The following is a 23,992-nucleotide window of genomic DNA, read 5'->3' as shown; positions in this document are numbered from 1 at the left end:
CGCTCCGCCAAGACGCTACCCGCCCTGAGCTCAGGGAAGCGTAAGGATCTCCGCCCCGCTGTCCGTCACCACGAGCGTCTCCTCGAACTGCGCGGTCCGCTTGCGGTCCTTCGTGACGACCGTCCAGCCGTCCTCCCACATGTCGTATTCGTGCGTGCCGAGGGTCAGCATCGGCTCGATGGTGAACGTCATGCCGGGCTTGATCACGGTCGTGGCGTGCGGGCTGTCGTAGTGCGGGACGATCAGGCCGGAGTGGAAGGACGTGTTGATGCCGTGGCCGGTGAAGTCACGGACGACGCCGTAGCCGAAACGCTTGGCGTACGACTCGATGACGCGGCCGATGATGTTGATCTGGCGGCCGGGCTTGACCGCCTTGATGGCGCGGTCGAGGGACTCCCGGGTCCGCTCCACGAGCAGCCTGGACTCCTCGTCGACGTCCCCGACCAGGTACGTGGCGTTGTTGTCGCCGTGCACGCCGCCGATGTACGCGGTCACGTCGAGGTTGATGATGTCGCCGTCGTTCAGGACGGTGGAGTCCGGGATGCCGTGGCAGATCACCTCGTTGACGGAGGTGCACAGCGACTTCTTGAAGCCGCGGTAGCCGAGCGTGGAGGGGTAGGCGCCGTGGTCGCACATGTACTCGTGGGCGACACGGTCGAGCTCATCGGTGGTCACCCCCGGCGCGATGTGCTTGGCGGCCTCGGCCATCGCGCGCGCGGCGACACGGCCCGCGGTGCGCATCAGTTCGATGGTCTCGGGGGTCTGCACCTCGGGCCCGGTGTACGGGGTGGGCGCGGGTTTCCCCACGTACTCCGGGCGCCTGATGTTTCCCGGAACGGGGCGGATGGGGGAGAGCTCCCCTGGGACGAGCAGTGACTGGCCAGACATGCCAGCGAGTCTAACCAGCGGTCTCGGGGCACCATGGCTGGAGAGAGAGGAGCAGATCACATGCCACTGTTCAAGAAGCGGACCGTCGGTAAACCGGGCGAGTGGTTCTACTGCCTGGAGCACAAGAAGGTCGAGGAGGGCCCGGACTGTCCGGGCAAGGACCGCTTCGGGCCCTACGCGTCGCGCGAGGAGGCCCAGCGGGCGATGGAGACCGCCGCCGAGCGGAACCTGGAGTGGGAGACCGACCCGAAGTGGCACGACAAGAACCCCGGCAGCGCCTGATCCGCCGCGGGGGCGAGGCAGGCCGCCGGGGCACAGCCGGCTGCTGAGACGCCGCCGGCTACCGGGTGGCGGACACCTCCCGGCGCCGGACCGCGTCCTCGTCCGTGCTCGCGTCGTACGACAGCAGCTTCGGCAGCACCGCCGTCAGGGCGGCGACCGAGGCCACGCAAGCGAGGCCGCCGGACCAGATGGCGCTGCGGGTGCCCGTCCAGCCGGCGGCCGCCCCCGCGCGGACCTGGCCGAGCTGCGGGCCGACGCTGTAGGACAGCACCTCGATGCCCGCGAGCCTGCCCCGCAGCTCGTCCGGGATCGTCTGGTTCCAGATCGTGGAGCGGCCGAGCCCGCTGAGCATGTCGCCCGCGCCGGCCAGGGCCAGGCACACGAGGACCAGCCAGACGTTGCCGAACCATCCGGCGGCCGTGATCGCGAGACCCCAGCCCGCCGCCCCGAACACGACGAGCAGCCCGTGCCGCCGCACCCGTGACGTCCAGCCGCTGGTCAGGCTCAGGAGCAGCGAACCGACCGCCCCGGCCGCGTACATCAGGCCGAGCGACCACTCGGCGTCAAGATCCTCGGCGAGGAACGGGAAGATCGTGTTCGGGAAGGCGAAGAACATCGCCGCCATGTCGATGGCGTACGTGCCGAGCAGCACCGGCCGCGACCACGCGTACCGCGCGCCCTCGGCCAGGCCCCGCAAGGACGGCTTCTCCGCGTCGTGCGCGGGAGGCGCGGGCGCGATGCGGGTGCACAGGGCCACGGAGACGGCGAAGGAGAGCACCGTCACCGCGTACGCGGGTGCGTGTCCGGCGTAGGCGACGACCAGGCCCGCCAGGGAGGGGGCCGCGATCGCGCCGACGTTCCAGCGCAGCGAGTTGAGCGCGGAGGCGGCGATGAGCTGGTCGTGCGGCACGATGCGGGCCATCAGGGAGTCGAGCGCGGGCCGCTGGAGCCCCGCGAGCGCCGAGACGCCCGCCGCCACCACGTACAGCGGCCACAGCATCGGCTCCGGGAGCAGCGCGTTCACCAGGAGCACCGCGGCCAGCAGGCCGAGCCCCGCCTCGGTCAGGAGAATCACCCGGCGCCGGTCCACCGCGTCGGCGAGCGCGCCCCCGTAGAGCCCGAAGACGATCAGCGGCACCAGCTCGACCGCGCCCATCGCGCCGACGGCGAGCGGTGAGTCCGTGAGGTCCTTGATCTGGAGCGGCAGCGCGACCAGGGCCATGAAGCTGCCGAAGGTCGTGACGAGCCCCTGCACCCAGAGCAGCCGGAAGTCACGCGTGGAACGCCAGGGAGAAAGGTCGGGCAATATCGAGGAGAGGGACACGAACAGCCATGGTCAGTGCTGCTCATGGGGTGGGGCAACCGAATTCTGCGGCGCTCTACGTGTGGCCCTCTCACCACCGCGCCGGTGGTGGCGCCGTCAGCTGGTCCGCCAGGCGGGACAACCGGTCGCGCAGCCGCCTGCGGCCGTGCGCCGCGGGCAGGGAGTTCTCGCCCGCCGCCGCGCTCACCAGGTGCTGGACCATGTCCAGGTCGAGGTCGGGGGACTCCGGGACCGCCAGGGCCTCGTGCGCCATGGCCCGCAGATCGCCGTGCCCCGAACCCAGGGAAAGCACCGTCGCCCCTGCCGCGCGGGCGTCGTGAACCCGTTCCAGAAGGTCCGCCCCCGGGGGCGGGGCGGGCGTGTCCGGCGCCACCACCAGGAGGGTCTCGCCGCGCCGCGCCGCCTCGATCCGGCCGAGCCCGGTCGACAGATGCGCGGGATCGCCCTCGCGCACCCGGTGACGTACGAGCGTCGGCGTCAGTTCCGGCGTGCCCGACCACGCCGCCTCGTCCACGAGGTGGGCGGCCAGATGCCATGGCTCGTACTCCCGCGTGCCCACCAGGAGCAGCCCGCCTCCGTGCGGCACCACGGAGGACCGCAGCGTCCCCGCGAAGCGGCGCGTCGCGCCCACCCACTCGGTTCCCGCGAGCACTTCGCGCAGCAGCGCGACCCGTACGGCGTCCATGGGGTCGCATCCTGCCGCAACGGGCGAGTCGTCAGGCGGAGTTCACCGGGAATTCGTCCGGGGTGGGGACGGACCGGGGATGGCTGATGAGACAACTGTTCCCTTCCGGGCCGGGCGCGAGGGCTACGCGAGCTTCCGCATCCCCGCCGTCGTGCGCACCAACTCCGGCACCGTGCTGGCCTTCTGCGAGGGGAGGGTCGGCTCGCAGGAGGATTTCGGCAACATCGACGTGGTGCTGAAGCGATCGAGTGACGGGGGCCGCACCTGGGGCCCGCTCCAGGTCGTCGTCCAGAACGGCGCGAACCTCGCCGGCAACCCCGCCCCCGTCGTCCTCGACTCCGGCCGCATCCTCCTCGTCCACGTCCGCAACGCCGCCGCCGCGACCGAGGACGCCATCCGGCGCGGCAAGGTCTCCGCCGCGAACGGACGGCGGATCTGGGTGCGGCACAGCGACGACGACGGGCTGACCTGGTCGGCCGCCAGGGAGATCACCGGGCAGGTGAAGAAGGCGAACTGGCGGTGGTACGCGACCACGCCGGGCCACGCGGTGCAGCTCAGCACGGGGCGCGTCGTCGTGCCCGCCAATCACTCCCTGCCCCCGGCCGGCACCGACAACGGCACCGAGGGCAAGTACAACGGCGGTCACTGCCTGCTCAGCGACGACCTCGGGCAGACCTGGCGCATCGGCTACGTCGACGACAACACCGACGGCCATGTGAACGTGAACGAGACCACCGCCGCCGAACTCCCCGACGGGCGGCTCTACTTCAACACCCGCAACGACTCCCCGGCACCCGGCACCCGCGCCGACGCCCACTCCCTCGACGGCGGCCAGAGCCTGGTCAAGCCCTTCCGGCCGCAGGCAGGGCTCGTCGGCCCGGTCGTCGAATGCAGCGTGCTGCAACTGCGTACGCCGGACGTGCTGCTGTTCTCCGGACCCGCCGACCCCGGCTTCCGTGCCCTGATGACGGTGCGCCGCAGCCACGACGGGGGCACCACGTGGCAGGACGCGTACACGGTGGACGGGCTGCCCGCCGCGTACTCCGACCTCGTCCGCGTCGACGACGAAACCGTCGGACTCCTCTACGAGACGGGAGACTTCAGCGCGTACGAGACCATCACGTTCCGGCGGATACCGGTGGGCGCGCTGGTCTGAGGGTGGCGACGCCGAACCGGTGAGTAAGGTCGGCGGCATGACCTCTAACGACAATGCGCAGAAGCCCCCGGCCAAGGACCCCTGGGAGCTGCCCGACGTCTCCGGGCTCGTCGTCGGCGTACTCGGCGGCACCGGCGACCAGGGCCGCGGCCTCGCCTACCGCCTGGCCCGCGCGGGCCAGAAGGTGATCATCGGCTCCCGCGCGGCCGAGCGGGCGCAGACCGCCGCCGATGAGCTGGGGCTCGGCGTCGAGGGCGCAGAGAACGCGGAGTGCGCGCGGCGCAGCGACATCGTGATCGTCGCCGTGCCGTGGGACGGACACGGCAAGACCCTCGAGGCGCTGCGCGAGGAGCTGAGCGGCAAGCTCGTCATCGACTGCGTGAACCCGCTGGGCTTCGACAAGAAGGGCGCCTACGCCCTGAAGCCCGAGGAGGGCAGCGCCGCCGAGCAGGCCGCCGCCCTGCTGCCGGACTCCAGGGTCACCGCCGCCTTCCACCACCTGTCGGCGGTCCTGCTCCAGGACGCGGCCGTGGAGGAGATCGACACCGACGTGATGGTCCTCGGCGAGGTCCGCGCGGACACGGACATCGTGCAGGCGCTCGCCGCCCGCATCCCCGGGATGCGGGGCGTCTTCGCGGGGCGGCTGCGCAACGCCCACCAGGTCGAGTCCCTGGTGGCCAACCTGATCTCCGTGAACCGGCGCTACAAGGCCCACGCGGGGCTGCGGGTGACCGACGTCTAGGGCGTAGCGGGCATGGGGGACACTGGGACCGACCGTCGAACCACACGGACCGACCCCCGACAGGAGCCGACCCCCATGCCCCGCCTCGCTCTCTACGCCCTCACGGTCTGCGCCCTCGCCGTCGCCGCGGCCGTGGTCTCCTTCGTCCAGGGCTACTGGATCGGCGTCGTCTGGGTGCTGCTCGCCGGGCTCTCCTCGAACATGGCGTGGTACTACCTGCGCCGCGCGAAGGCCGAGCGGGACGCCGCGCGCACCGCTACGGGTTGAGCGTGCAGGACTGGCTCGGGTCGCCGTCCCAGAAGCGATAGAAGTCCTGCCCGCAGTACGTCTCCAGGTCATCGACCCCGAGACCGCGCAGGATCGCGTCGATCGCGTCGAAGAAGGCGCCGTTGACCTCGGGGATCCACAGGATGCCGAAGACGGCGAGCAGGCCGAACGGCGCGAACGGCTCCACCTGGCGGCGGATCTTGTGCGAGAGCCAGGGCTCGATGACGCCGTAGCCGTCCAGGCCCGGGACGGGCAGCGAGTTCAGGATCGCGGCCGTCACCTGGAGCAGTGCGAGGAAGGCGAGCGCGAAGCGGAAGGTGTCGGGGACGCCGGAGAGCGCGTCGAGCCAGAAGGGCGCGGTGCAGACGACGGCGAACGCCACGTTCGTGAGCGGTCCGGCGGCCGAGATCAGCGAGTGCTTCCACTTTCCCCGGATCCGGCCGCGCTCGATGAAGACGGCGCCGCCGGGCAGGCCGATGCCACCCATGATCACGAAGAGCACCGGCAGCACGATGCTGAGCAGTGCGTGCGTGTACTTCAGCGGGTTGAGGGTCAGATAGCCCTTCGCGCCGATGGAGATGTCGCCGCTGTGCAGGGCGGTGCGCGCGTGCGCGTACTCGTGCAGACACAGCGAGACGATCCAGGCCGCCGTCACGAAGAGAAAGACCGCGAGCCCGGCGTTGTCCGCGAACCCGGTCCACGCGGCCCAGCCGGAGACCGCGGTGACGGCGGCGATCCCGAGGAAGACGGGACTGATCCGCCGGTCGCTTGGTCGGGTGGGAGCGGTGGTCATGGGGCGAGGCTCCTGAAGCTGGCGGACCTGTTGACGTACGGGACCGTACCCCGGCCCACACCGAAAACGTCTCGCACCGGGTGGGTGGTTCCAGGGAGGGTGGGGGCATGACTCAACTCGGGGGAGGACCCTCGCTCTACTCCGTCGAACGGCACGGGAAGTACGGGCCTGACACGGTGGGCCGGGTGCGGTCGGTGGACGGAAGCCGGGAGCAGGGGCGCTTCCGCAGGGAGGTGGGGACGCTGGTCTCCTTGGAGGTCGCAGAGGACACCGCCTGACCGCCGACCGTGTGTTCGACCCGGCGCGGCGCCTGACATCGCTCCGCATCGCCACCAGAGACAATGGACCCCGTGCGCTACCGCATTCTCGGCACCACCCAGGCATTTCGTACCGACGGCACCCCGATCGCCGTGGGTGGATCACGGCTGCGCGCTCTTCTGACGATCCTCGCTCTGCGCGCTCCCCGGGCCGTTCCCGCGTCCGTGCTCGTCGGCGAGGTGTGGCACGGTGATCCGCCCGCCGATGCGACCGGTGCGCTGCAGGCCCTGGTGGGGCGGCTGCGGCGGGCCGTCGGAGCCGGGGCCGTCGTCTCCACCGACGGCGGCTATCAGCTGTGCGCCGACCCGGACGACATCGACCTGTACCGCTTCGACCGCCTCGCGGCCGAGGGAGCCGACGCACTCGCCGACGGCGACGCGGCCAAGGCGGCGGCGGTCCTGGACGACGCGCTGGCCCTCTGGCAGGGCCCCGTGCTCGCCGACCTGCCGGACCGCACGGCGGAGGCGGCCCGCTGGGAGTCCCGCCGGCTCGAAGCCCGCCGCGCCGGGCTGGCCGCGGCCCTCGCGCTCGGCCGGGCCGAGCAGGCGCTGCCCGAGCTGGCCGCCCTGTGCGACGACCACCCCCTCGACGAGCCGCTCCAGGCCCTGCGGCTGCGGGCGCTGCGCGACGCGGGCCGCCCGGCGCAGGCCCTCGCCGCGTATGAGGGAGTACGCCGCTTCATCGCGGACCGTATCGGAGCCGATCCTGGGCCCGAACTCCGTGCGCTGCACGAGGAGTTGCTGCGGGCCGACGTCCCGCGGCCGCCCGCGGCCCGGACCCGGCCGCCCCAGAGACCGCAGGGCAACCTGCGGGCCAGGCTCACCTCCTTCGTCGGCCGCGAGGGCGACATCGAGGCCATCCGGGGCGACCTGGCACGGGCCCGCCTCGTCACCCTGCTCGGGCCCGGCGGCGCCGGGAAGACGCGCCTCTCGCAGGAGGCAGCGGAGGCCCACGCGGACGGCATGCCCGACGGCGTATGGCTGGCCGAGCTCGCGCCGGTCGAGGACCCGGACGCCGTGCCGGAGGCGGTCCTCACCGCGCTCGGCGCCCGCGAGACGGTGCTGCGCGGCGCCGGCGCCGAAGAGCTGCGGGCGGTCTCGGAGTGGCACGGCGACGACCCCGTCGTACGCCTCACCGAACACTGCGCCGCACGCCGCATGCTCCTCATCCTCGACAATTGCGAGCACGTCATCGACGCCGCGGCCCGCCTCGCGGACCGGCTGCTCGCGCACTGCCCCGGCCTCACCGTCCTCGCCACCAGCCGCGAACCCCTCGGCGTACCGGGGGAGTTGCTGCGCCCCGTGGAGCCGCTGCCGGAGCCGATCGCGCTGCGCCTGCTCGCGGACCGCGGCGCGGCGGCCCGCCCGGGCTTCCGTGTCGAGGACGACAGGGCCGCGGCGGCGGAGATCTGCCACCGCCTCGACGGCCTGCCCCTGGCCATCGAACTGGCCGCCGCCCGCCTGCGCATGCTCACCCCCCGCCAGATCGCCGACCGCCTCGACGACCGCTTCCGCCTCCTGACGAACGGCGCCCGCACGGTCCTGCCCCGCCAGCAGACGCTGCGCGCGGTCGTCGACTGGTCCTGGGACCTCCTGGACGACCCCGAACGCACCGTCCTGCGCCGCCTCTCCGTCTTCGCGGGCGGCTGCGACCTGGCCGCCGCGGAGGCGGTGTGCGGGGCCCCGGCCGAGTCGCCCGACGTCGCCGACGTGCTCGGCTCGCTCGTCGACAAGTCCCTTGTCGTCGCCGCCCCTTCGCCCCAAGGCGTCATGCGCTACCGGCTCCTGGAGACCGTGGGCGAGTACGCGGGGGAGCGGCTCGACGAGGCCGGTGACCGCGGTGCCGCCGAGCGGGCCCACCTGGTGTACTTCCGCGAGCTGGCCCGGACGACCGAGCCGCGTCTGCGGGGCGGCGGGCAGCGGGAGGCCGTCGAACGGCTCGAGGTCGAGTACGAGAATCTGCGCACCGCCCTGCGGCACGCCGTAGCCGCCCGGGACGAGCAGGAGGCGCTCTGCCTGGTCCTCTCGCTCTCCTGGTTCTGGACGATCCGCGACCTGCGCATCGAGACCCGCAACTGGTCCCGCGACGTCGTCGCCCTCGGCCCCGACCCCTTCGCGCGGCCCGTCACCCCGGTGGAACCCCTCTACGAACGCTGCACGGACAACCCGCCGCCCATGCGCCCCGAGGTGCTGGAGGAGGCGCGGCGCGGCGTGCACCTCATTCAGCTGTCCTGCATGGACATGAACCTGGAGTCCTGGCACACACCGGAGTCCGTGGAGAAACTCGCGGGCATCAGGGAGGCCTACCGGCCGGGTCTTCCGCAGACCTGCTGGACGCCGGGGAGCCTGTGGTTCTTCGCGGTCCTGCTCGACGGTGACATCGACAAGCTGCACGTCATCATCGACGCGACCATCGCCACCTGCCGCGAGCGCGGGTACGACTGGGAGCTCGCCGCGTCCTTGCAGCAGCGCGCCAACGTCCTCGCCAACCGCGCCGACCGTGCGGGCGACGCGCGCCGTGACGCCGACGAGTCCCTGGAGATCTTCACCCGGCTCGACGACGTGTGGGGCATGGCCGAGGCGCTCTCCTCGCGCGGCGAGGCCCACGAGCGGCGCGGCAGGTTCGCCCTGGCCGCCGAGGACTTCGCGTCCGCCATCGGGCACGCGGAGCGGCTCGGTGCCCCCGCGCAGGTGAGCGTGCTCACGGCGCGGCTCGGGGCGGTGCTCGCGGAGGGCGGTGAAGAGGCCCGGGGGGAGGAGCTGCTCTGGTCGGTCCTCGAGCACGACGGTCAGGCCGCCGCGAATTCCAGTGAGTCGCTGCCCGCCGCCCGCTTCTTCCTCGTGGACCTGCTCGTCCGCACCGGCCGCACCACGGCGGCGCGGGAGCAACTCCAGCTTCTCAGGGAGGAGTTCAAGGCCGTCGACTTTGTCATCTTCGAGGGCTTCATGCTGGGCGCCGAGGCCTGGATCGACACCGTGGAGGGCCGCCACGCCGAGGGCCTGTCCACGGCGCGCGACGCGCTCGGCAAGTCCCTCGACCCGCTGGTCAAGATGATGGCGCCGCAGATGACGTCCGTGCACCTCACCACCGCCGCCCGCGCCCTGGCCGCCCTGGACGACGGCCGGCACGCCCACGACGCGGTCCGGCTGATCGCGGTCGCCGACCGTGAGCTGCCGCCCGGTCACTTCGCGCCCGCCGCGGAGCGCGAGATCCGCGACACCGCCGTCAAGTCGGCCCGCGGGGCGCTGGGCGACACCGCGTACGAGGCCGCGTACGCGGAAGGCGGCAGCCTCTCCGTGGAGGAGGCCGCCGCCCTCTGTGACCGGCACATCGGCTAGCGCGCCCGACTTCAGTTCTTCGTGCGGAACTTGTGGATCGCGATGGGCGCCATCGCCAGGGTGAGCACCGCCGACCAGCCGACCGTCACCCAGACGTCGTGCGCGACCGGGCCGCCCACCATCAGGCCGCGCGCGGAGTCCGCGAGCGAGGACAGCGGGTTGTAGTCGGTGAAGCCCTGCAGCCAGCCCGGCATCGACTGCGTCGGCGCGAAGATCGACGAACCGAACTGCAGCGGCATCAGGACCAGGAAGCCCATCGCCTGCACGGACTGGGCGCTCTTCATCGAGACGCCGAGGACCAGGAAGATCCACATGATGGACGTGCCGAAGAGCGCGGACAGGCCCACGGCGGCGAGCAGTCCGCCCCAGTTCGTGATGTCGAAGCCGACCAGGACACCGACGATCATCATGATCGTCGTCGCGATGAGCAGACGCATCAGCTCCACCACGATCTTGGCGAAGAGGACCGAGCCCTGGCCGATCGGCAGGGTGCGGAAACGGTCCATGATGCCGTTCTGGAAGTCCTGGTTGAAGCCCGTGCCGACGGCCATGGCGATGTTCATGCTCATCATCGCCATCATGCCGGGGACCACGTACTGCACGTACTGGTCCTGACCGCCGCCGAGGGCCTGGCCGATGGAGCCGCCGAAGACGTACACGAACAGGAGCGTGAAGACGATCGGCATCAGGACCGCGTCGAACATCGACTCCGGGTCCTGGCGGATCCACAGCAGGTTGCGGCGGACCAGCGCGCTGGTGTGCCGGACGTGGTCGCGAAGACCGATGCGGGCGTCGGCCTCTCCCTGGTGGAGGGGCGGCGCGAGAGTGGTGCTGCTCATACGGCAACCTCCTCGAGTTCGGGGCGGGCGTCCTGCGGGGCGCTGGCCTTCTGGCCGGTGATGGAGAGGAACACCTCGTCCAGGCTGGGCAGTTCGGTGCCGATCGAGCCGATCGTGATGCCACGCGCGGTGACGGCGCCGACCACGGCGGTCAGCTGCTCGTCGCTGAGGATCGGCACCAGGACCGTGCCGGACTCGACGTCCACGGTGGACGTGGCGAGGCCGGTCAGGCCCATGTCGTCGAGCGCGCCGGCCAGCGGGCGCAGCTCCAGCGGGTCGGCCGGGCGGATGCGCAGGGTGCGGCCGCCGACCTTCGCCTTCAGCTCGTCGATGCCGCCGTTGGCGATGACCTTGCCGCGGTCGATGACGGTCAGCTCGGAGGCGAGCTGCTCGGCCTCCTCCATGTACTGCGTGGTCAGCAGCACGGTGACACCTTCGGTGACCATGCGCTTGACCTCGGCCCACACCTCGTTGCGGGTACGGGGGTCGAGGCCGGTGGTCGGCTCGTCCAGATAGAGGACGGAGGGGCTGCCGATCATCGACGCCGCGAGGTCGAGGCGGCGGCGCATGCCGCCGGAGTACGTCTTGGCCGGGCGGTTCGCCGCCTCGGTGAGCGAGAACCGCTCCAGGAGGCCGTCCGCCCTCGCCCTGGCCTCCTTGCGGGAGAGGTCGAGGAGACGGCCGATCATGTAGAGGTTCTCGCGCCCGGAGAGCTTCTCGTCCACGGAGGCGTACTGGCCGGTGAGGCCTATGACCCGGCGGAGCTGGCGGGGCTGCTTGGCGACGTCGTACCCGGCCACGTAGGCCGTGCCCGCGTCGGGGGTGATGAGGGTGGAGAGGCAGCGTACGAGGGTGGTCTTGCCGGCGCCGTTCGGGCCGAGCACGCCGAGGACGGTGCCTTCGCGTACGTCGAGGTCCACGCCGTCCAGTGCTTTGGTCTCGCCGTAGTGCTTGACCAGTCCCCTCACGGTGACGGCGCTTCCGGCGCCGCCGGGGATGTTGTCGATTCGCGTCATGCCGCAAGGCTGTCAGCCCCCACCGACAACCCACCGACAAGCCACCGACAGGACGCCTGCACCTGGCCGGGGGGCCTGCTGCGGGTCATCTGTTGCCCGGGGGTGGGGCGGCTTCGGGGGCTGCTTTCACCTGCGGGTGGGCGGGAAACATCGCCGCGAAGCGGCGGACGAAAGGCCCCGCGGCCGGGCGGAGAGGCAAGCAAGCACCGAGCCCCCCGCAACGCCCCCCGGCGAGGAAAAAGCGGACAGCCCGTCGACGGGGGAAGTTCGACGGGCTGCCGGTGGTGCCGCTATGGCTCAGGGGCGGGCGTGGACGAGACGCCCGGGGGAGGAGCTAGTGGACCGCGTGTTCCGCGGCGGGGAACGTACCGCCCACCACGTCCTCCGCGAACGCCTTGGCCGCGCCACTCATCACGCCCCGCAGATCCGCGTACTGCTTAACGAAGCGCGGCATCTTGCCGCCGGTCAGACCCAGCATGTCCGTCCAGACAAGGACCTGCGCGTCGCACGCGGCGCCCGCGCCGATCCCGACCGTCGGGATGTGCAGGGAGCGGGTGACCTCGGCCGCCAGCTCCTCGGGGACCAGTTCGAGGACGACCGCGAACGCGCCCGCGTCCTGCGCGGCCTTCGCGTCGCTCAGCAGGCGGTGCGCCGCCTCGTCGCCGCGGCCCTGGACGCGGTAGCCCATGGTGTTCACGGACTGCGGCGTCAGGCCCAGGTGGGACATGACGGGGATGCCGGAGGAGACGATGAGCTCGGTCTGGGGGAGCGAGCGCTCGCCGCCCTCCAGCTTCACCGCGCCGACCCCGGCCTCCTTCACCAGGCGCGTCGCCGAGCGAAGGGCCTGGACCGGGCCCTCCTGGTAGGACCCGAAGGGCAGGTCGCCGACGATCAGGGCGCGCGAGGTGCCCCGTACGACGGCCGCGGACAGCATGGTCATCTGGTCGAGCGTGACGGGCACGGTCGTCTCGTACCCGAGGTGGCAGTTGCCCGCCGAGTCGCCGACCAGCATCACGGGGATGCCGGCCTCGTCGAAGACGGACGCGGTCATCGCGTCGTACGCGGTGAGCATGGGCCACTTCTCGCCGCGCTCCTTGGCGGCGGTGATGTCCCGGACGGTGATGCGGCGGGTGCTCTTGCCTCCGTACAGCGCCTTGCTGCTGTCGGTGGACTGGCCGGCGGAACCCGCGGGCTGGTTCTGGGCAGCCGAAAGTTGCGTCATCGCAACGGCTCCTTCTGTTATCTCGAGGCGCCCTGACGGCGTCCCCGGATCACCTCCATGGTGGCATCGCGCGGCGCCCGTCGGCTAGTGGACCCTTCGGTAAAGTATTTACAATACGAGACGGTCTCGTATCGAAATGGCCTTAGGCTGGCAGTCATGACTACTCCCGCCGCCTCCACTCCACGCATCCCGGAAGCCGTCCACCGGCGTCGGTGGGCGATCCTCGGCGTCCTGATGCTGAGCCTGCTGATCGTGGTGCTCGACAACTCGATCCTGAACGTCGCCATCAAGACGATCTCGACCCCCGAGCCCACGGGCCTCGGCGCCACCCAGGGCGACCTGGAGTGGGCCATCAACTCCTACACCCTGGTCTTCGCGGGGCTCCTCTTCACCGCGGGCCTGCTCGGCGACCGGCTCGGCCGCAAGAAGGTGCTGCTCGCGGGTCTCGCCGTCTTCGGCATCGGCTCCGCGCTCGCCGCCGAGTCCGGCTCACCCGTCCAACTCATCCTGTTCCGCGCGGTGATGGGCCTCGGCGCCGCCTTCGTGATGCCCGCCACCCTCGCCGTCCTGATGAACGTCTTCGAGCGCGACGAGCAGCCCAAGGCCATCGGCATCTGGGCGGGTGGCGTCGGCCTCGCCATCGCGATCGGCCCCATCACCGGCGGCGTCCTGCTCGACCACTTCTGGTGGGGCTCGGTCTTCCTGGTGAACGTGCCGATCGTGATCGTCGCGATCGGGCTGATGATCTGGCTCGTGCCCGAGTCGCGCGACCCGAAGCCGGGCCGGATCGACCTGGTGGGCGTCGCCCTGTCGGTCGTCGGACTCGTCCTGCTCGTCTACGGGATCATCAAGGGCGGCCAGCTCGCCGACTTCACCGACCCCGCGGTCATCGGCACCGTCGTCGCGGGCCTCGCCGTACTCGTCGGCTTCGTGCTGTACGAGAAGCGCAGCGACCACCCGTCCATCGACATCTCGTACTTCAAGAACCGTGTCTTCTCGGCGGCGATCAGCAGCCTCGCCCTCGTCTTCTTCGCGCTGATGGGCGTGACGTTCTTCGCGGTCTTCTACACGCAGAGCGTGCGCGGCTACTCGCCCTTGCAGACCGGCCTGTTGATGCTGCCGCTCGCCGCGGCCCAGCTCATCTTCGCGCCGCGTGCCCGCCTCGTCGTCGACCGCTTCGGCGTCCGCGCCGTGTGCTCGGGCGGGCTGCTGCTCCTGGCCGCGATGCTCGCCGCCTTCACGACCCTTGAGGCCGATACGCCGATCTGGATCCTGGAGGTCATCTTCTTCCTGATGGGCACCGGCATGGCGCACATCATGACCCCCGCCAGCGTCGTCATCATGCAGGCGCTGCCCCGTGAGAAGGCGGGTTCCGCCTCCGCGCTGAGCAACACCTTCCGGCAGGTCGGCGGCGCCCTCGGCATCGCGGTGCTCGGCTCGGTGCTCTCCGCGGCCTACCGCAGCGGCGTCGAGGACAAGCTCACGCTCCTGCCCGCCGACGCGCGGCACGCGGCGGGCGAGTCCATCGAGGCCACCCTGGGTGTCGCCGCCAAGCTCGGCCCGCGCGGTGAACCCCTGGTGACAGCGGCCCACGACTCGTTCCTGCACGCCATGCACATCACGGCACTCTGCGGCGCGGGCGTCGCCCTGGTCGGCGTCGTGGTCGTCGCCCTGTTCCTGCCGGGCCGCACGCCCAAGGAGCCGGAGACGGACCGTCCGGAAGCCGACCCCGTGGGCGCGGGGCGCTGACCGGGGCGGAGGAGGGCAGGGGAGAATCGCCACGGCAGAGCGCCGGACGACGAGAAGACGGAGTTGACGTGGGCCACATCGCCAAAGGCGTCCGGGGGCGCCCCCGCAGTGAGGCCGTGGAGCGGTCGATCGTCGAGGGCGTCCTGAAGCTGATCGAGGACGGCGTGCCCCTGGCCGATCTCTCCATCGAGCGGATCGCGCGCACGGCGGGTGTCGGCAAGGCGACCATCTACCGACGCTGGAGCGGCAAGGAGGAACTCTTCGTCGACATCCTGCGCGGCATCGACGACCCGCCGCCCGAGCTGGCGGGCGACTCGATGCGCGGCGACATCATCGTCCTCCTCGACCACTTGCGCAGGCGCGGCGTGAACATGCGCTCCTCCGCGCTGCTGCACAACGTGTTCGCGCAGATGAAGAGCCTGCCGAAGCTGTGGGAGGCGTACCACGCGACCGTCGTCGAACCCCAGCGCCGCGTCATGCTCGGGGTGCTGCGCCGGGGCGCGGAGAACGGCGAGCTGCCCGCCGACGTCGACATCGTCCTCGCCAACGATCTCTTCGTCGGCCCCATGCTCGTACGCACCGTCCTGCGCTCCGACGCACCGCTGGAGGAGGACCTCGCCGAGCGGATCGTGGACACCGTGCTCGCGGGACTGCGGCCCACGGGGTGAATGTGCGCGTTTCGTCACAGCGGCCCGTTGTGCGGTGAGATGCGGAACCCGCCGCGCCGCGCCGCTCGTCCTCGTCCCGTACGGCCGTCACGGACGGCGGGGAGGACACCCGATCATCGCCTAGGGTTTCAGGGGCGAGGACGGTTGCACGGCACCAGTGAGGCGACGAGCGTATGGCGCAGGCGTATGTGACGGAGACAGGCAGCGGCGGCTCGGAACCCGGCCGCCAGGGGTCTCGGTTCCGGCGCCTGGTCGATGGCTGGCGGGGCGACCGGGGCATCTGGCGACGCGGGCTCGTCACGGCCGGGATCGCGGTGCTGCTCACCCTGGTGATGCTCTTCCACGCACAGATCCCGAACGGCGTGGGCAACCTCGGCAGCCTCATCGAGACGTTCCTGCCCTGGCTCGGCGTGCTGATCCCGGTGCTGCTCGTCGTCGGCTTCGTGCGCAAGTCCGCCACGGCGCTGATCGCGGTGCTGCTGCCCTCGGTCGTCTGGGTCAGCTCCTTCGGCGGCCTGATCAGCGACAAGTCCGGCGCCGGCGGCGATCTGACGGTCGCCACCCACAACGTGAACGCGGAGAACGCCGACCCGTCGGGCACCGCCCGTGACGTCGCCGCTTCCGGCGCCGACGTCGTGGCCCTGGAGGAGCTCACGGCGGCCGCCGTCCCGACGTACGAGAAGGCGCTGGCCGGCACGTACAAGTACCACTCGGTGCAGGGCACGGTCGGCCTGTGGAGCAAGTACCCCCTGACCGGCACCAGGCCCGTCGACATCAAGCTGGGCTGGACGCGCGCGATGCGCACGACGGTCAACAGCCCCAAGGGCGAGGTCGCCGTCTACGTCGCCCACCTGCCGTCGGTGCGGGTCAAGCTGGACGCGGGCTTCACCGCCAACCAGCGTGACGACAGCGCGGACGCCCTTGGCGAGGCGATCGCCGATGAGCAGGTCTCCAAGGTCGTGCTGCTCGGCGACCTGAACGGCACGATGAACGACCGCGCCCTGAACGCGGTCACCTCCCAGATGCGCTCCACGCAGGGCGCGGCGGGCGACGGCTTCGGCTTCAGCTGGCCCGCGTCGTTCCCGATGGCGCGGATCGACCAGATCATGGTGAAGGGCGTCGAGCCGCTGTCGTCGTGGACGCTGCCGGAGACGGGCAGCGATCATCTGCCGATCGCGGCGCGGGTGGACCTCTAGCCTCACCTCTTGCCACCTTGCGGAATACTGAGCCCGAGCGACTTTGTTCCGTACGTAAACTTACGGAACACCCGTCCCCCTCATGCGCTCCCCCGGAAGGTTCTTCATGCCCCTGGCCCTGCTCGCCCTAGCCGTGGGCGCCTTCGGCATCGGCACGACCGAGTTCGTGATGATGGGCCTGCTGCCCAACGTCGCGGACGACCTGCACATATCCATCCCCACCGCGGGACACCTGGTCTCCGCGTACGCACTCGGTGTCGTCATCGGCGCCCCGCTGCTCGCCGCGGTCACCGCGCGCATGCCGCGCCGTCGCGTCCTCATCGGCCTGATGGTGCTCTTCGTCGCGGGCAACGCGCTCTCGGCCGCCGCCCCCGACTACCACTGGCTGATGGCCGCCCGCTTCCTCAGCGGCCTGCCGCACGGCGCGTTCTTCGGCGTCGGCGCGGTCGTCGCCACCGGCCTGGTGGCCCCCGAGCGCAAGGCGCGCTCCGTCTCGCTCATGTTCCTCGGCCTGACCGTCGCCAACATCGTGGGCGTGCCCGTCGCCACGGCGATGGGCCAGCAGCTCGGCTGGCGTGCGACGTTCCTCGCGGTCAGCGCGATCGGCCTCGCCGCCATCGCCGCGCTCGCCCTCCTCGTCCCCGCCGACCACGGCCACGGCGAGAGCGGCGGCCTGCGCGGGGAGATCCGGGCGCTCGGCAGCGTTCCGGTGTGGCTCGCGCTCGGCACCACCGTGGCGGGCTTCGGGGCGCTGTTCTCCGCCTACAGCTACGTGACGCCGATGCTCACCGACGCCGCGGGCTACGCCGAATCCAGCGTCACGCTGCTTCTGGCGCTGTTCGGTGTCGGTGCGACGGCGGGCAACCTGCTGGGCGGCCGGCTCGCCGACCACTCCCTACGGGGCACACTCTTCGGCGGCCTCATGGCGCTCGTCGTGGTCCTCGCCCTGTTCCCCGTCCTGATGGGTACGGCGTGGAGCGCCGCGCTCGCGGTGACGCTGCTCGGCATGGCGGCGTTCACGACGGGCTCGCCCCTGCAGCTGATGGTGATGGAGAAGGCGTCGGCGGCCCCGTCCCTGGCCTCCTCCGCCAACCAGGCCGCGTTCAACCTCGCCAACGCGGGAGGCGCCTGGGTCGGCGGCCTCGCGCTGGCCGCGGGCTTCGGCGTGACGTCACCGGCCGTGGTGGGCGCGGGCCTTGCGGTCCTCGGCCTCGCCGTGGCGGGCGTGGCGTACGTGGTGGACCTGCGGTCGCCCGCGTCTGCGCAGGTGTCCGCGTCTGTGTCCGCGGCGGGCGGTGAGCGGCTGGTGGCTTCGGGCGAGCCGCGACGGGAGACGGCCAGGCGCTAGTCGCCAGGGGCCCTCGATCCTGGCTGGGTGACGGGTGGGCGGGCGACTGAACCGCCCACCCACCGGCCCGGCACCGTCAGACGGACTTCTCCCGCCAGCGATTGGTGATCGGAAGGCGGCGGTCCTTGCCGAAGCCCTTCGCGGAGATCTTCGTGCCCGGCGGGTACTGCCGCCGCTTGTACTCGGCCGTGTCCACCATCCGCAGCGTCTTCACGACCAGCTCCCGGTCATAACCGGCGGCGACGATCGTGTCCGCGCCCAGGTCCCGGTCGACGTACATCTCCAGGATCGCGTCGAGGACGGGGTAGTCCGGCAGTGAGTCCGTGTCCACCTGGTCGGGACGCAGCTCCGCGCTCGGCGGCTTGGTGATGGAGTTCTCCGGGATCGGCGGCGTCTGGCCCCGGTCGAGCGCCGCGCGGTTGCGCCACTCGGCGAGCCGGAAGATCAGGGACTTGTAGACGTCCTTGATCGGGCCGTACGCCCCCACCGAGTCGCCGTAGAGCGTCGAATACCCCACCGCCAGCTCGGACTTGTTGCCCGGGGCGAGGACGATGTGGCCCTCCTGGTTGGAGAGGGCCATCAGCATCGTGCCGCGCAGCCGCGACTGGAGGTTCTCCTCGGCGAGCCCGGTGAGACCCAGCGACCCCATGTAGGCGTCGAACATCGGGGCGATCGGCACGGTGCGGAAGTTCAGCCCCGTACGCCGGGCCAGGTCCTCCGCGTCACTGATGGAGTGCTCCGACGAGTAACGGGAGGGCATGGCGACGCCGTACACGTTCTGCGCGCCGAGCGCGTCACAGGCGATCGCGGCCGTGATCGCGGAGTCGATGCCTCCGGAGAGGCCGATCAGGACGCTGCTGAAACCGTTCTTCGCGGTGTACGCACGCAGCCCGACGACCAGCGCCGAGTACACCTCTTCCTCGTCGTCGAGCCTCTCGGCATACCCACCCGTGAGCTCCGGCTCGTACGCCGGCAGGGGCTCCTGCGAGACGGTGACGTGCTCGATGCGCAGGCCGTCGTCCACGATGCCCGACGGCGGCTGCGCGGCGGCGGCCGGCAGCTCCAGGTCGAGGACCACGCAGCCCTCGGAGAACTGCGGCGCCCGCGCGATGACTTCGCCGTCCCGGTCCACGACGACCGAGTCACCGTCGAAGACGATGTCGTCCTGACCGCCGATCATGGCGAGGTAGGCGGTGGTGCAGCCGGCCTCCTGCGCGCGCTTGCGCACGAGCTCAAGGCGTACGTCGTCCTTGTTCTGCTCGTACGGCGACGCGTTGATGGACAGCAGCAGCCCCGCGCCCGCGGTACGCGTGGCGGGGACACGGCCGCCGTCCTGCCAGAGGTCCTCGCAGATGGCGAGCGCGACGTCGACGCCGTGCACGCGCAGGATCGGCAGGGTCTCGCCCGGCACGAAGTAGCGGAACTCGTCGAAGACGCCGTAGTTCGGCAGGTGGTGCTTGGAGTACGTCAGGATGGCCTCGCCGCGGTGCAGTACCGCGGCGGCGTCCCGCGGGGCGCCCGCGGGCTGGCCGTACTTCGGCTTGGCCTCCTCGGTGCGGTCGAGATAGCCGACGACGACCGGCAACTCGCCGTACCCCTCGTCGTTCAGCCGCGCCGCGAGCGCGCGCAGCGCCTCCCGGGAGGCGTCGACGAAGGACGACCGCAGGGCGAGGTCCTCGACGGGATAGCCGGTCAGCGCCATCTCGGGGAACGCGACGAGGTGCGCTCCCTGCTCGGCGGAGTGCCGGGTCCAATGGACGATCGCCTCGACGTTCCCGGCGAGATCGCCGACGGTCGAGTCGATCTGATTCAGGGCGAGGCGTAGTTGAGGCACGGGGCCCAGTGTAATCGTCAGAGCGACGCGATGCCTTGCGGGGCGGGTGTGGGGCGCCGCACGCGGGGCACCCCACACACTCGCCGCCGGTCAGGCGCGGTGGCCTGGGACGGTCAGGCGCGGTAGCCGAGGACGGTCATCATTCCTGCCTCCGAGTGGTAGACGTTGTGGCAGTGGATCATCCACAGGCCCGGGTTGTCGGCATCGAAGTCCACCGTCAGGGTGCCGTTCGGCAAGATGACCGCGGTGTCCTTGCGAGGGCCGTTCGGCGTGTTGGCCAGGGTGAACGTGTGGCCGTGCAGATGGATCGGGTGCCACATCGTCGTCGAGTTGGCGAAGACCAGGCGGACCCGTTCGCCCGCGCGGACCGGGTGGCGGCGGTCGGGGGAGTAGGGGGTCTTGTCGAAGGCCCAGTCGTATTTCGCCATTCCGCCGGTGAGTCGCAGCCTGATCGTGCGGTCCGGCTCGCGGGACGGGAGGGCCACCGACCGTGCCGCCCGGAGCTTGTCCGCCGTCAGGAGGCGGCCTTTCAGTTCCTTGGGGCGGGTCGAGGGAGCAGGTGGCCGGCCGCCGCCCGTGCGCAGGACCGCGAGCGCCGCCGCCTTCTTGCCCTCGGCCGCCGCGGTCAGCGGGAAGACGCCGTCCCCGGCGGTGACCAGGACGTCATAGCGCTCGCCCATGCCGAGCAGCAGCGCGTCCGTCTTCGCGTGCTCCACCGGGAAGCCGTCCGTGTGCGTCACGGTCATCTCGTGGCCGCCGAGCGCCACCCGGAAGGCCGTGTCCCCGCCCGCGTTGATGATGCGCAGGCGGATGCGGTCGCCCGGGCGGGCCTTGAAGGAGGACGGGGCGTCCGGCGTACGGCCGTTGATCAAGTAGTGCGGGTAGGCGACGTCGCCCGCGTCGCCGCCCAGCAGGTCGCTCTTGGCGCCCATCATCATGCGGGAAGGGGGAGTCGGCGCAGAGGCAGACGACGTAGGGCCACTCGGCGTCGCGGAGGGACTCGGCTTCGCGGCCGTGCGCAGCGTCATGCCGGACATGTCGTGGCCGCCGTGGTCCGCGCCGCCCCCGCCGGAACTGCCTCCCTCCTCACTGTCGCCTCCCATGTCGTGGCCGCCCATGCCCTTGCTGAGTTCGGCGAGCACGGCGTCCGGTGTGGAGCCGTCCACCCCGTCGACCCAGTCGTCCAGGACGACGACCCACTCCCTGTCGTACCGCAACGGCTCCTTGGGGTCCTCGACGATCAGTGGTGCGTACAGACCGCGGTCCTGCTGGGTGCCCGAGTGGGGGTGGAACCAGTACGTCCCCGGGTGCGGCACCGCGAAGCGGTAGGTGAACTCCGCGCCGGGCTTCACGGCTTTCTGGGTCAGCCCCGGGACGCCGTCCATGTCGTTGCGCAGCGCCAGGCCGTGCCAGTGCAGGGAGGTGGCCTCGGGGAGGTGGTTGGCGAGCGTGAGGGCGAGGGTGTCGCCCGCGGTGACGCGGACTTCCTTGCCGGGGAGCTGGTCGCCGTACGCCCACGTCTTGACCGTGCGGCCGCGGCCGCCGAGGTCGAGCTTGGCCGCCGTCGCCGTCAGCTTCACCTCGTGGACCGTGCCGCCGCCGGTCCGCTTCTTCTCCGCGGCGGCGACTTCCTTGCCCGCGGGGTCTACATAGCCCTCGGGGTCTACGCCCTCGGGCTCGGACCCGCTGCCGTGTCCTGCGTGCGCGGAGTCCGCGCCGGAGCCGGGGCCGGACTCGGAACAGGCCGTCAGAAGTCCCGAACCGGCGACGGCCGTCGCGGCGCCGAGCAGGGCGCGGCGCGAAGGGGCGCGGCGCGAAGGGGTGCGGCGCGAAGGGGTGCGCGGGGGTTGATTGCGCATGGCTGAGTACACCTCGTCGTGATGGTGGTGCGTGCAGATGGGCGCATCTGCTGCTTCTGATACACCGCTCGACGCCCGGAGGTTCCCGATCACGGACGCGTCAGGACGCGGGCAGGGTGAAGCAGCCGGTGCGTCGGCCTAAATGCGCAGCACCGAGAGGTGGGAGAGGAGTATGCGGGGCGGCGGGGGATTGGGCCGCAGTCCGTCGCGCAGCCGGGCGAGCGGACGTGCGGGGACGGCGAAGCCGCCGGGCCGCAGCAGGCCCGCCTTGAGCAGCAGTACGAGGGTGAGTGCGGCAAGGACGGCGAGGCAGACGGACAGCGGGTCCATCCCGTCCATCCCGGCGGGGGCGGTGACTTCGGCGATGCCCGGCGGTGCCGCGTCGCTCGCGCTCATTTCGTGCTGCGCGGCAGCTTGTTGGGGCCCGCTCGGATGGTGACTTGGCCGGCTCGGGTGGGTCTGAGAGTGGCTCGTCGCGGGGCTCGTGAGGGTCGTGGAGCTCGTGTGGCTCGTGTGGCTCGGAGAGTGGCCCGGCGCAGGGGTCGACGCGTGGGCTGTCGTCGAGCTCGACGCGTGGCCTGTCGGGTGGCCCAGCGTATGCATCGTCACGATGCCGAAGAGCAGGGCGGCGAGCAGCAGGAGTTGCCTGCCGTTCCCTGGTCTCCTCGTGGCCGCCATGGGCGGAACCTTACCCCCGCCGGGTATGGGACAACATGCGGACCCCCTGCATGCCGCTGATCATGACCCTATGACGATTACGGACAAATTGGGGCGCGTGCTGGTGTTCCGGGACGGCGGGTACGCGCGTGTCGTCGCCGACTAGCGCCGTCCGCCGCCCCGCCGTGCCGGCCACGCCGATGGAGTCCTGCCGCGCCCGCGCTCGCATCCACGCTCGCGCCCGCATCGTCTCGGCCCTCCTGGTGCTCGGCGCGGTCGCCTACAGCACCTGGCTCCTCGAATCCTTCCTCCGTACGGGGCTGTCGCCGCTGAGTTCGTACGTCAGTGAACTCGGGGCCCAGGACCAGCCGTACGGCACGCTGTTCCGCACGACCGACCTGACCGCGGGGCTGCTGGTCCTCGCGGGTGCGGTGGGTGCGCTGCTGTGGCTGCCGCGGCGGGGGAGCGGGGTCGTGGGGTGGGCCGGGCTCGTCCTGTTCGGGGCGGCCACCGCCGTCGACTCGCGGCTGCCGCTGAGCTGCGCGCCGACCGCCGACGTGGTCTGCGTGGCCAGGGAGCGGGCGGGGCTCGTGCCCGTGGCGCACTCGGCGCATGTGGTGAGCAGCAGTGTCGCGGTGACGGGGGCGCTGGTGGGGATGGTCGCGCTGACGTTCGCGGCTCGCAGGCACGGGCTCCTGCCCTCCCTCGCGGGCCCCCTCGGCCTCGCCCTCGTTGGCCTCGAACTCGCCGCCACCGTCTGGACCTTGGCCGCCATCGCCGCCTTCGACGCGGGGTACGGCACGTGGGCGCTGGGGGCGGGGCAGCGGCTCCAGGTGTTGCTGATCGCGGTCTGGCTGGGGTTCCTCGCGCGTGCGGTGGTGCGGCGCGGGTGAGTTTCGTACGGGTCGGGGGAGTGCCGCATCACGTGGAGGTGGCGGGGAGCGGGCCGGTGTGTGTGCTGAGCGCGGGGCTCGGGCTCGCGTGGTTCGACTGGGACGCGGTGGTGGAGCGCCTCGTCCCGTGGCGGACCGTCGTCCGCTTCGACCGGCCCGGGGCGGGGCTGAGCGGGCACGCGCGCGTGGCGCCCACGCTTGTGGGAGAGGCCGAGCGGATCGCGGGGGTCCTGCACGCGGTGGGCCTCGCCGGTCCGGCCACCGTGGTCGGACACTCCCTGGCGGGATTCCACTGCGAGGCGTTCGCGCGCCTCTTCCCGGAGCGTACGGCGGGCCTGGTCCTGGTCGACTCCAGCGTCGAGGAACGGCCTCGGGTGCGGGTTCCGCGTGGGGTGCGGGTGGGGGCGGCCCGGGCGGGCGGGGCGGTACTCGGTGGGGCGGGGTTGCCGTGGGCGGTGGGGCCCGCGCTGCGGAGGGTGGCGGTGGGGGGTGATGGGCCGGTGCGGCGCGTCTACGGGGTGAGCCGGGTGTGGCGGGGGGCGTTGCTGGAGTACGCGACGTACGGTGACGCGGCGCTTGAACTCGCCTCGCTGCGGCGAGCTTTCCCCCTGCGGGGCGGGCTTCCGGTGACGGTTCTCGCGGCGTACGGGGGTGGGGGCGGGGTGGGTTGGCTCTCCCGGCAGCGGGGGCTTGCCGCGTCGCTCGGCGCGGTGTTCCGGGTGGCGGAGCCTTCGGGGCACTTGGTGATGCGGGATGCTCCGGGGGTGGTGGCGGAGGCGGTACTGGCCCCTGGACCTTGACCCGCCCCCGACCCACCGCTACGCGGCGAGACTTCCCCACCAGCCCACCCGGCAGTGGCCGGATCCCCCGTCCGGGGGCGGGTTGCCTCTCGGGCGCGCGTCGCTCGTGGCCCTGCTT

The 23,992-nt window shown here is 71.7% G+C and carries 22 protein-coding genes; 12 read left to right on the top strand and 10 right to left on the bottom strand.

Annotated features, from left to right (window positions below; genetic code table 11):
* Positions 1-30: 30 nt before the first annotated feature.
* Positions 31-888, bottom strand: coding sequence for a type I methionyl aminopeptidase (gene map, locus AB0I66_RS15805; RefSeq protein ID WP_363208397.1), 858 nt, complete (start codon positions 886-888; stop codon positions 31-33).
* 60 nt (positions 889-948) lie between these two features.
* On the opposite strand from map, the gene AB0I66_RS15800 reads away from it, so the two are divergent.
* Positions 949-1,170 carry a hypothetical protein gene (locus tag AB0I66_RS15800; protein WP_363208396.1) on the top strand — a complete coding sequence of 74 codons (222 nt, stop codon included), beginning with the start codon at positions 949-951 and terminating at the stop codon, positions 1,168-1,170.
* Between the two features lie 58 nt (positions 1,171-1,228).
* Here AB0I66_RS15800 and AB0I66_RS15795 read toward each other — a convergent pair whose 3' ends face one another.
* Entirely contained in the window at positions 1,229-2,500 is a 1,272-nt protein-coding gene (locus tag AB0I66_RS15795; RefSeq protein WP_363208691.1) for an MFS transporter, read from the bottom strand.
* A 64-nt stretch (positions 2,501-2,564) separates the two neighbouring features.
* Entirely contained in the window at positions 2,565-3,179 is a 615-nt protein-coding gene (locus tag AB0I66_RS15790; protein ID WP_363208395.1) for a hypothetical protein, read from the bottom strand.
* Between the two features lie 79 nt (positions 3,180-3,258).
* On the opposite strand from AB0I66_RS15790, the gene AB0I66_RS15785 reads away from it, so the two are divergent.
* Genes AB0I66_RS15785 through AB0I66_RS15775 form a run of 3 tightly spaced genes read left to right on the top strand, consistent with a single transcriptional unit; the run spans position 3,259 to position 5,344 of the window.
* Positions 3,259-4,335 carry a sialidase family protein gene (locus AB0I66_RS15785; RefSeq protein WP_363208394.1) on the top strand — a complete coding sequence of 359 codons (1,077 nt, stop codon included), beginning with the start codon at positions 3,259-3,261 and terminating at the stop codon, positions 4,333-4,335.
* A 37-nt stretch (positions 4,336-4,372) separates the two neighbouring features.
* The gene (gene npdG / locus AB0I66_RS15780; protein ID WP_363208393.1) at positions 4,373-5,077 is read left to right on the top strand and encodes an NADPH-dependent F420 reductase; all 705 of its coding nucleotides are present in this window, start codon (positions 4,373-4,375) and stop codon (positions 5,075-5,077) included.
* Positions 5,078-5,089: 12 nt separating this feature from the next.
* Complete coding sequence (locus AB0I66_RS15775) at positions 5,090-5,344, top strand: hypothetical protein (RefSeq protein ID WP_363208392.1); 255 nt, start codon at positions 5,090-5,092, stop codon at positions 5,342-5,344.
* Here the strand turns inward: AB0I66_RS15775 and AB0I66_RS15770 are convergent.
* Positions 5,334-6,137, bottom strand: a complete 804-nt coding sequence (locus tag AB0I66_RS15770; RefSeq protein ID WP_363208391.1) for a site-2 protease family protein — start codon at positions 6,135-6,137, stop codon at positions 5,334-5,336. The genes AB0I66_RS15775 and AB0I66_RS15770 overlap by 11 nt on opposite strands.
* 107 nt (positions 6,138-6,244) lie before the next feature.
* Between AB0I66_RS15770 and AB0I66_RS15765 the strand changes: the two genes are divergently transcribed.
* A complete protein-coding gene (locus tag AB0I66_RS15765) occupies positions 6,245-6,415 on the top strand; it encodes a hypothetical protein (RefSeq protein WP_363208390.1) in 171 nt (56 codons plus the stop codon).
* A gap of 63 nt (positions 6,416-6,478) precedes the next feature.
* Complete coding sequence (locus tag AB0I66_RS15760; protein WP_363208389.1) at positions 6,479-9,793, top strand: BTAD domain-containing putative transcriptional regulator; 3,315 nt, start codon at positions 6,479-6,481, stop codon at positions 9,791-9,793.
* Between the two features lie 11 nt (positions 9,794-9,804).
* On the opposite strand, the gene AB0I66_RS15755 is transcribed toward AB0I66_RS15760, so the two are convergent.
* The 3 genes from AB0I66_RS15755 to panB all read right to left on the bottom strand — a co-directional run bounded on the left by AB0I66_RS15755 (position 9,805) and on the right by panB (position 12,870).
* Positions 9,805-10,632, bottom strand: a complete 828-nt coding sequence (locus AB0I66_RS15755) for an ABC transporter permease (RefSeq protein ID WP_363208388.1) — start codon at positions 10,630-10,632, stop codon at positions 9,805-9,807.
* A complete protein-coding gene (locus AB0I66_RS15750; RefSeq protein WP_363208387.1) occupies positions 10,629-11,648 on the bottom strand; it encodes an ATP-binding cassette domain-containing protein in 1,020 nt (339 codons plus the stop codon). Before AB0I66_RS15750 ends, AB0I66_RS15755 begins: the two co-directional genes overlap by 4 nt.
* Before the next feature lie 334 nt (positions 11,649-11,982).
* Positions 11,983-12,870 (bottom strand): 3-methyl-2-oxobutanoate hydroxymethyltransferase, encoded by an 888-nt coding sequence (gene panB / locus AB0I66_RS15745; protein WP_363208386.1) that lies wholly within the window; start codon positions 12,868-12,870, stop codon positions 11,983-11,985.
* A 156-nt stretch (positions 12,871-13,026) separates the two neighbouring features.
* Between panB and AB0I66_RS15740 the strand changes: the two genes are divergently transcribed.
* From AB0I66_RS15740 to AB0I66_RS15725, 4 genes are all read left to right on the top strand, one after another.
* Entirely contained in the window at positions 13,027-14,619 is a 1,593-nt protein-coding gene (locus tag AB0I66_RS15740) for an MFS transporter (protein WP_363208385.1), read from the top strand.
* Between the two features lie 68 nt (positions 14,620-14,687).
* The gene (locus tag AB0I66_RS15735) at positions 14,688-15,287 is read left to right on the top strand and encodes a TetR/AcrR family transcriptional regulator (protein WP_363208384.1); all 600 of its coding nucleotides are present in this window, start codon (positions 14,688-14,690) and stop codon (positions 15,285-15,287) included.
* A 173-nt stretch (positions 15,288-15,460) separates the two neighbouring features.
* A complete protein-coding gene (locus AB0I66_RS15730; RefSeq protein WP_363208383.1) occupies positions 15,461-16,483 on the top strand; it encodes an endonuclease/exonuclease/phosphatase family protein in 1,023 nt (340 codons plus the stop codon).
* 106 nt (positions 16,484-16,589) lie between these two features.
* A complete protein-coding gene (locus AB0I66_RS15725) occupies positions 16,590-17,831 on the top strand; it encodes an MFS transporter (protein WP_363208382.1) in 1,242 nt (413 codons plus the stop codon).
* 76 nt (positions 17,832-17,907) lie between these two features.
* Here AB0I66_RS15725 and AB0I66_RS15720 read toward each other — a convergent pair whose 3' ends face one another.
* The 3 genes from AB0I66_RS15720 to AB0I66_RS15710 form a co-directional block, all read right to left on the bottom strand.
* The gene (locus tag AB0I66_RS15720) at positions 17,908-19,665 is read right to left on the bottom strand and encodes an NAD+ synthase (protein ID WP_363208381.1); all 1,758 of its coding nucleotides are present in this window, start codon (positions 19,663-19,665) and stop codon (positions 17,908-17,910) included.
* A gap of 113 nt (positions 19,666-19,778) precedes the next feature.
* Positions 19,779-21,524, bottom strand: a complete 1,746-nt coding sequence (locus AB0I66_RS15715; RefSeq protein ID WP_363208380.1) for a multicopper oxidase family protein — start codon at positions 21,522-21,524, stop codon at positions 19,779-19,781.
* Positions 21,525-21,662: 138 nt separating this feature from the next.
* Entirely contained in the window at positions 21,663-21,920 is a 258-nt protein-coding gene (locus AB0I66_RS15710) for a hypothetical protein (RefSeq protein WP_363208379.1), read from the bottom strand.
* Between the two features lie 461 nt (positions 21,921-22,381).
* Here AB0I66_RS15710 and AB0I66_RS15705 point away from each other — a divergent pair, with 461 nt between their 5' ends.
* Both AB0I66_RS15705 and AB0I66_RS15700 read left to right on the top strand, forming a co-directional pair.
* Complete coding sequence (locus tag AB0I66_RS15705; protein ID WP_363208690.1) at positions 22,382-23,074, top strand: DUF998 domain-containing protein; 693 nt, start codon at positions 22,382-22,384, stop codon at positions 23,072-23,074.
* Positions 23,071-23,874: an alpha/beta hydrolase gene (locus AB0I66_RS15700; RefSeq protein WP_363208378.1), complete on the top strand. Its 804-nt coding sequence runs from the start codon at positions 23,071-23,073 to the stop codon at positions 23,872-23,874. The genes AB0I66_RS15705 and AB0I66_RS15700 overlap by 4 nt, the downstream gene beginning before the upstream one ends.
* Positions 23,875-23,992 lie beyond the last annotated feature (118 nt).

The sequence above is a fragment of the Streptomyces sp. NPDC050439 genome (assembly GCF_040655335.1).
In the GTDB taxonomy this organism is placed as follows: Bacteria; Actinomycetota; Actinomycetes; order Streptomycetales; family Streptomycetaceae; genus Streptomyces.
The sequence above is the reverse complement of the archived record's forward strand: the minus strand, read 5'-3'. Positions and strand labels throughout refer to the sequence as shown.

Excerpts from the sequence above, each read along its gene's own strand:
- map (WP_363208397.1), bottom strand. The coding sequence starts at position 888 with ATGTCTGGCCAGTCACTGCTCGTCCCAGGGGAGCTCTCCCCCATCCGC.
- AB0I66_RS15800 (WP_363208396.1), top strand. The coding sequence starts at position 949 with ATGCCACTGTTCAAGAAGCGGACCGTCGGTAAACCGGGCGAGTGGTTC.
- AB0I66_RS15790 (WP_363208395.1), bottom strand. The coding sequence starts at position 3,179 with ATGGACGCCGTACGGGTCGCGCTGCTGCGCGAAGTGCTCGCGGGAACC.
- AB0I66_RS15785 (WP_363208394.1), top strand. The coding sequence starts at position 3,259 with ATGGCTGATGAGACAACTGTTCCCTTCCGGGCCGGGCGCGAGGGCTAC.
- npdG (WP_363208393.1), top strand. The coding sequence starts at position 4,373 with ATGACCTCTAACGACAATGCGCAGAAGCCCCCGGCCAAGGACCCCTGG.
- AB0I66_RS15775 (WP_363208392.1), top strand. The coding sequence starts at position 5,090 with ATGGGGGACACTGGGACCGACCGTCGAACCACACGGACCGACCCCCGA.
- AB0I66_RS15770 (WP_363208391.1), bottom strand. The coding sequence starts at position 6,137 with ATGACCACCGCTCCCACCCGACCAAGCGACCGGCGGATCAGTCCCGTC.
- AB0I66_RS15765 (WP_363208390.1), top strand. The coding sequence starts at position 6,245 with ATGACTCAACTCGGGGGAGGACCCTCGCTCTACTCCGTCGAACGGCAC.
- AB0I66_RS15760 (WP_363208389.1), top strand. The coding sequence starts at position 6,479 with ATGGACCCCGTGCGCTACCGCATTCTCGGCACCACCCAGGCATTTCGT.
- AB0I66_RS15755 (WP_363208388.1), bottom strand. The coding sequence starts at position 10,632 with ATGAGCAGCACCACTCTCGCGCCGCCCCTCCACCAGGGAGAGGCCGAC.
- AB0I66_RS15750 (WP_363208387.1), bottom strand. The coding sequence starts at position 11,648 with ATGACGCGAATCGACAACATCCCCGGCGGCGCCGGAAGCGCCGTCACC.
- panB (WP_363208386.1), bottom strand. The coding sequence starts at position 12,870 with ATGACGCAACTTTCGGCTGCCCAGAACCAGCCCGCGGGTTCCGCCGGC.
- AB0I66_RS15740 (WP_363208385.1), top strand. The coding sequence starts at position 13,027 with ATGACTACTCCCGCCGCCTCCACTCCACGCATCCCGGAAGCCGTCCAC.
- AB0I66_RS15730 (WP_363208383.1), top strand. The coding sequence starts at position 15,461 with ATGGCGCAGGCGTATGTGACGGAGACAGGCAGCGGCGGCTCGGAACCC.
- AB0I66_RS15725 (WP_363208382.1), top strand. The coding sequence starts at position 16,590 with ATGCCCCTGGCCCTGCTCGCCCTAGCCGTGGGCGCCTTCGGCATCGGC.
- AB0I66_RS15715 (WP_363208380.1), bottom strand. The coding sequence starts at position 21,524 with ATGCGCAATCAACCCCCGCGCACCCCTTCGCGCCGCACCCCTTCGCGC.
- AB0I66_RS15710 (WP_363208379.1), bottom strand. The coding sequence starts at position 21,920 with ATGAGCGCGAGCGACGCGGCACCGCCGGGCATCGCCGAAGTCACCGCC.
- AB0I66_RS15705 (WP_363208690.1), top strand. The coding sequence starts at position 22,382 with ATGGAGTCCTGCCGCGCCCGCGCTCGCATCCACGCTCGCGCCCGCATC.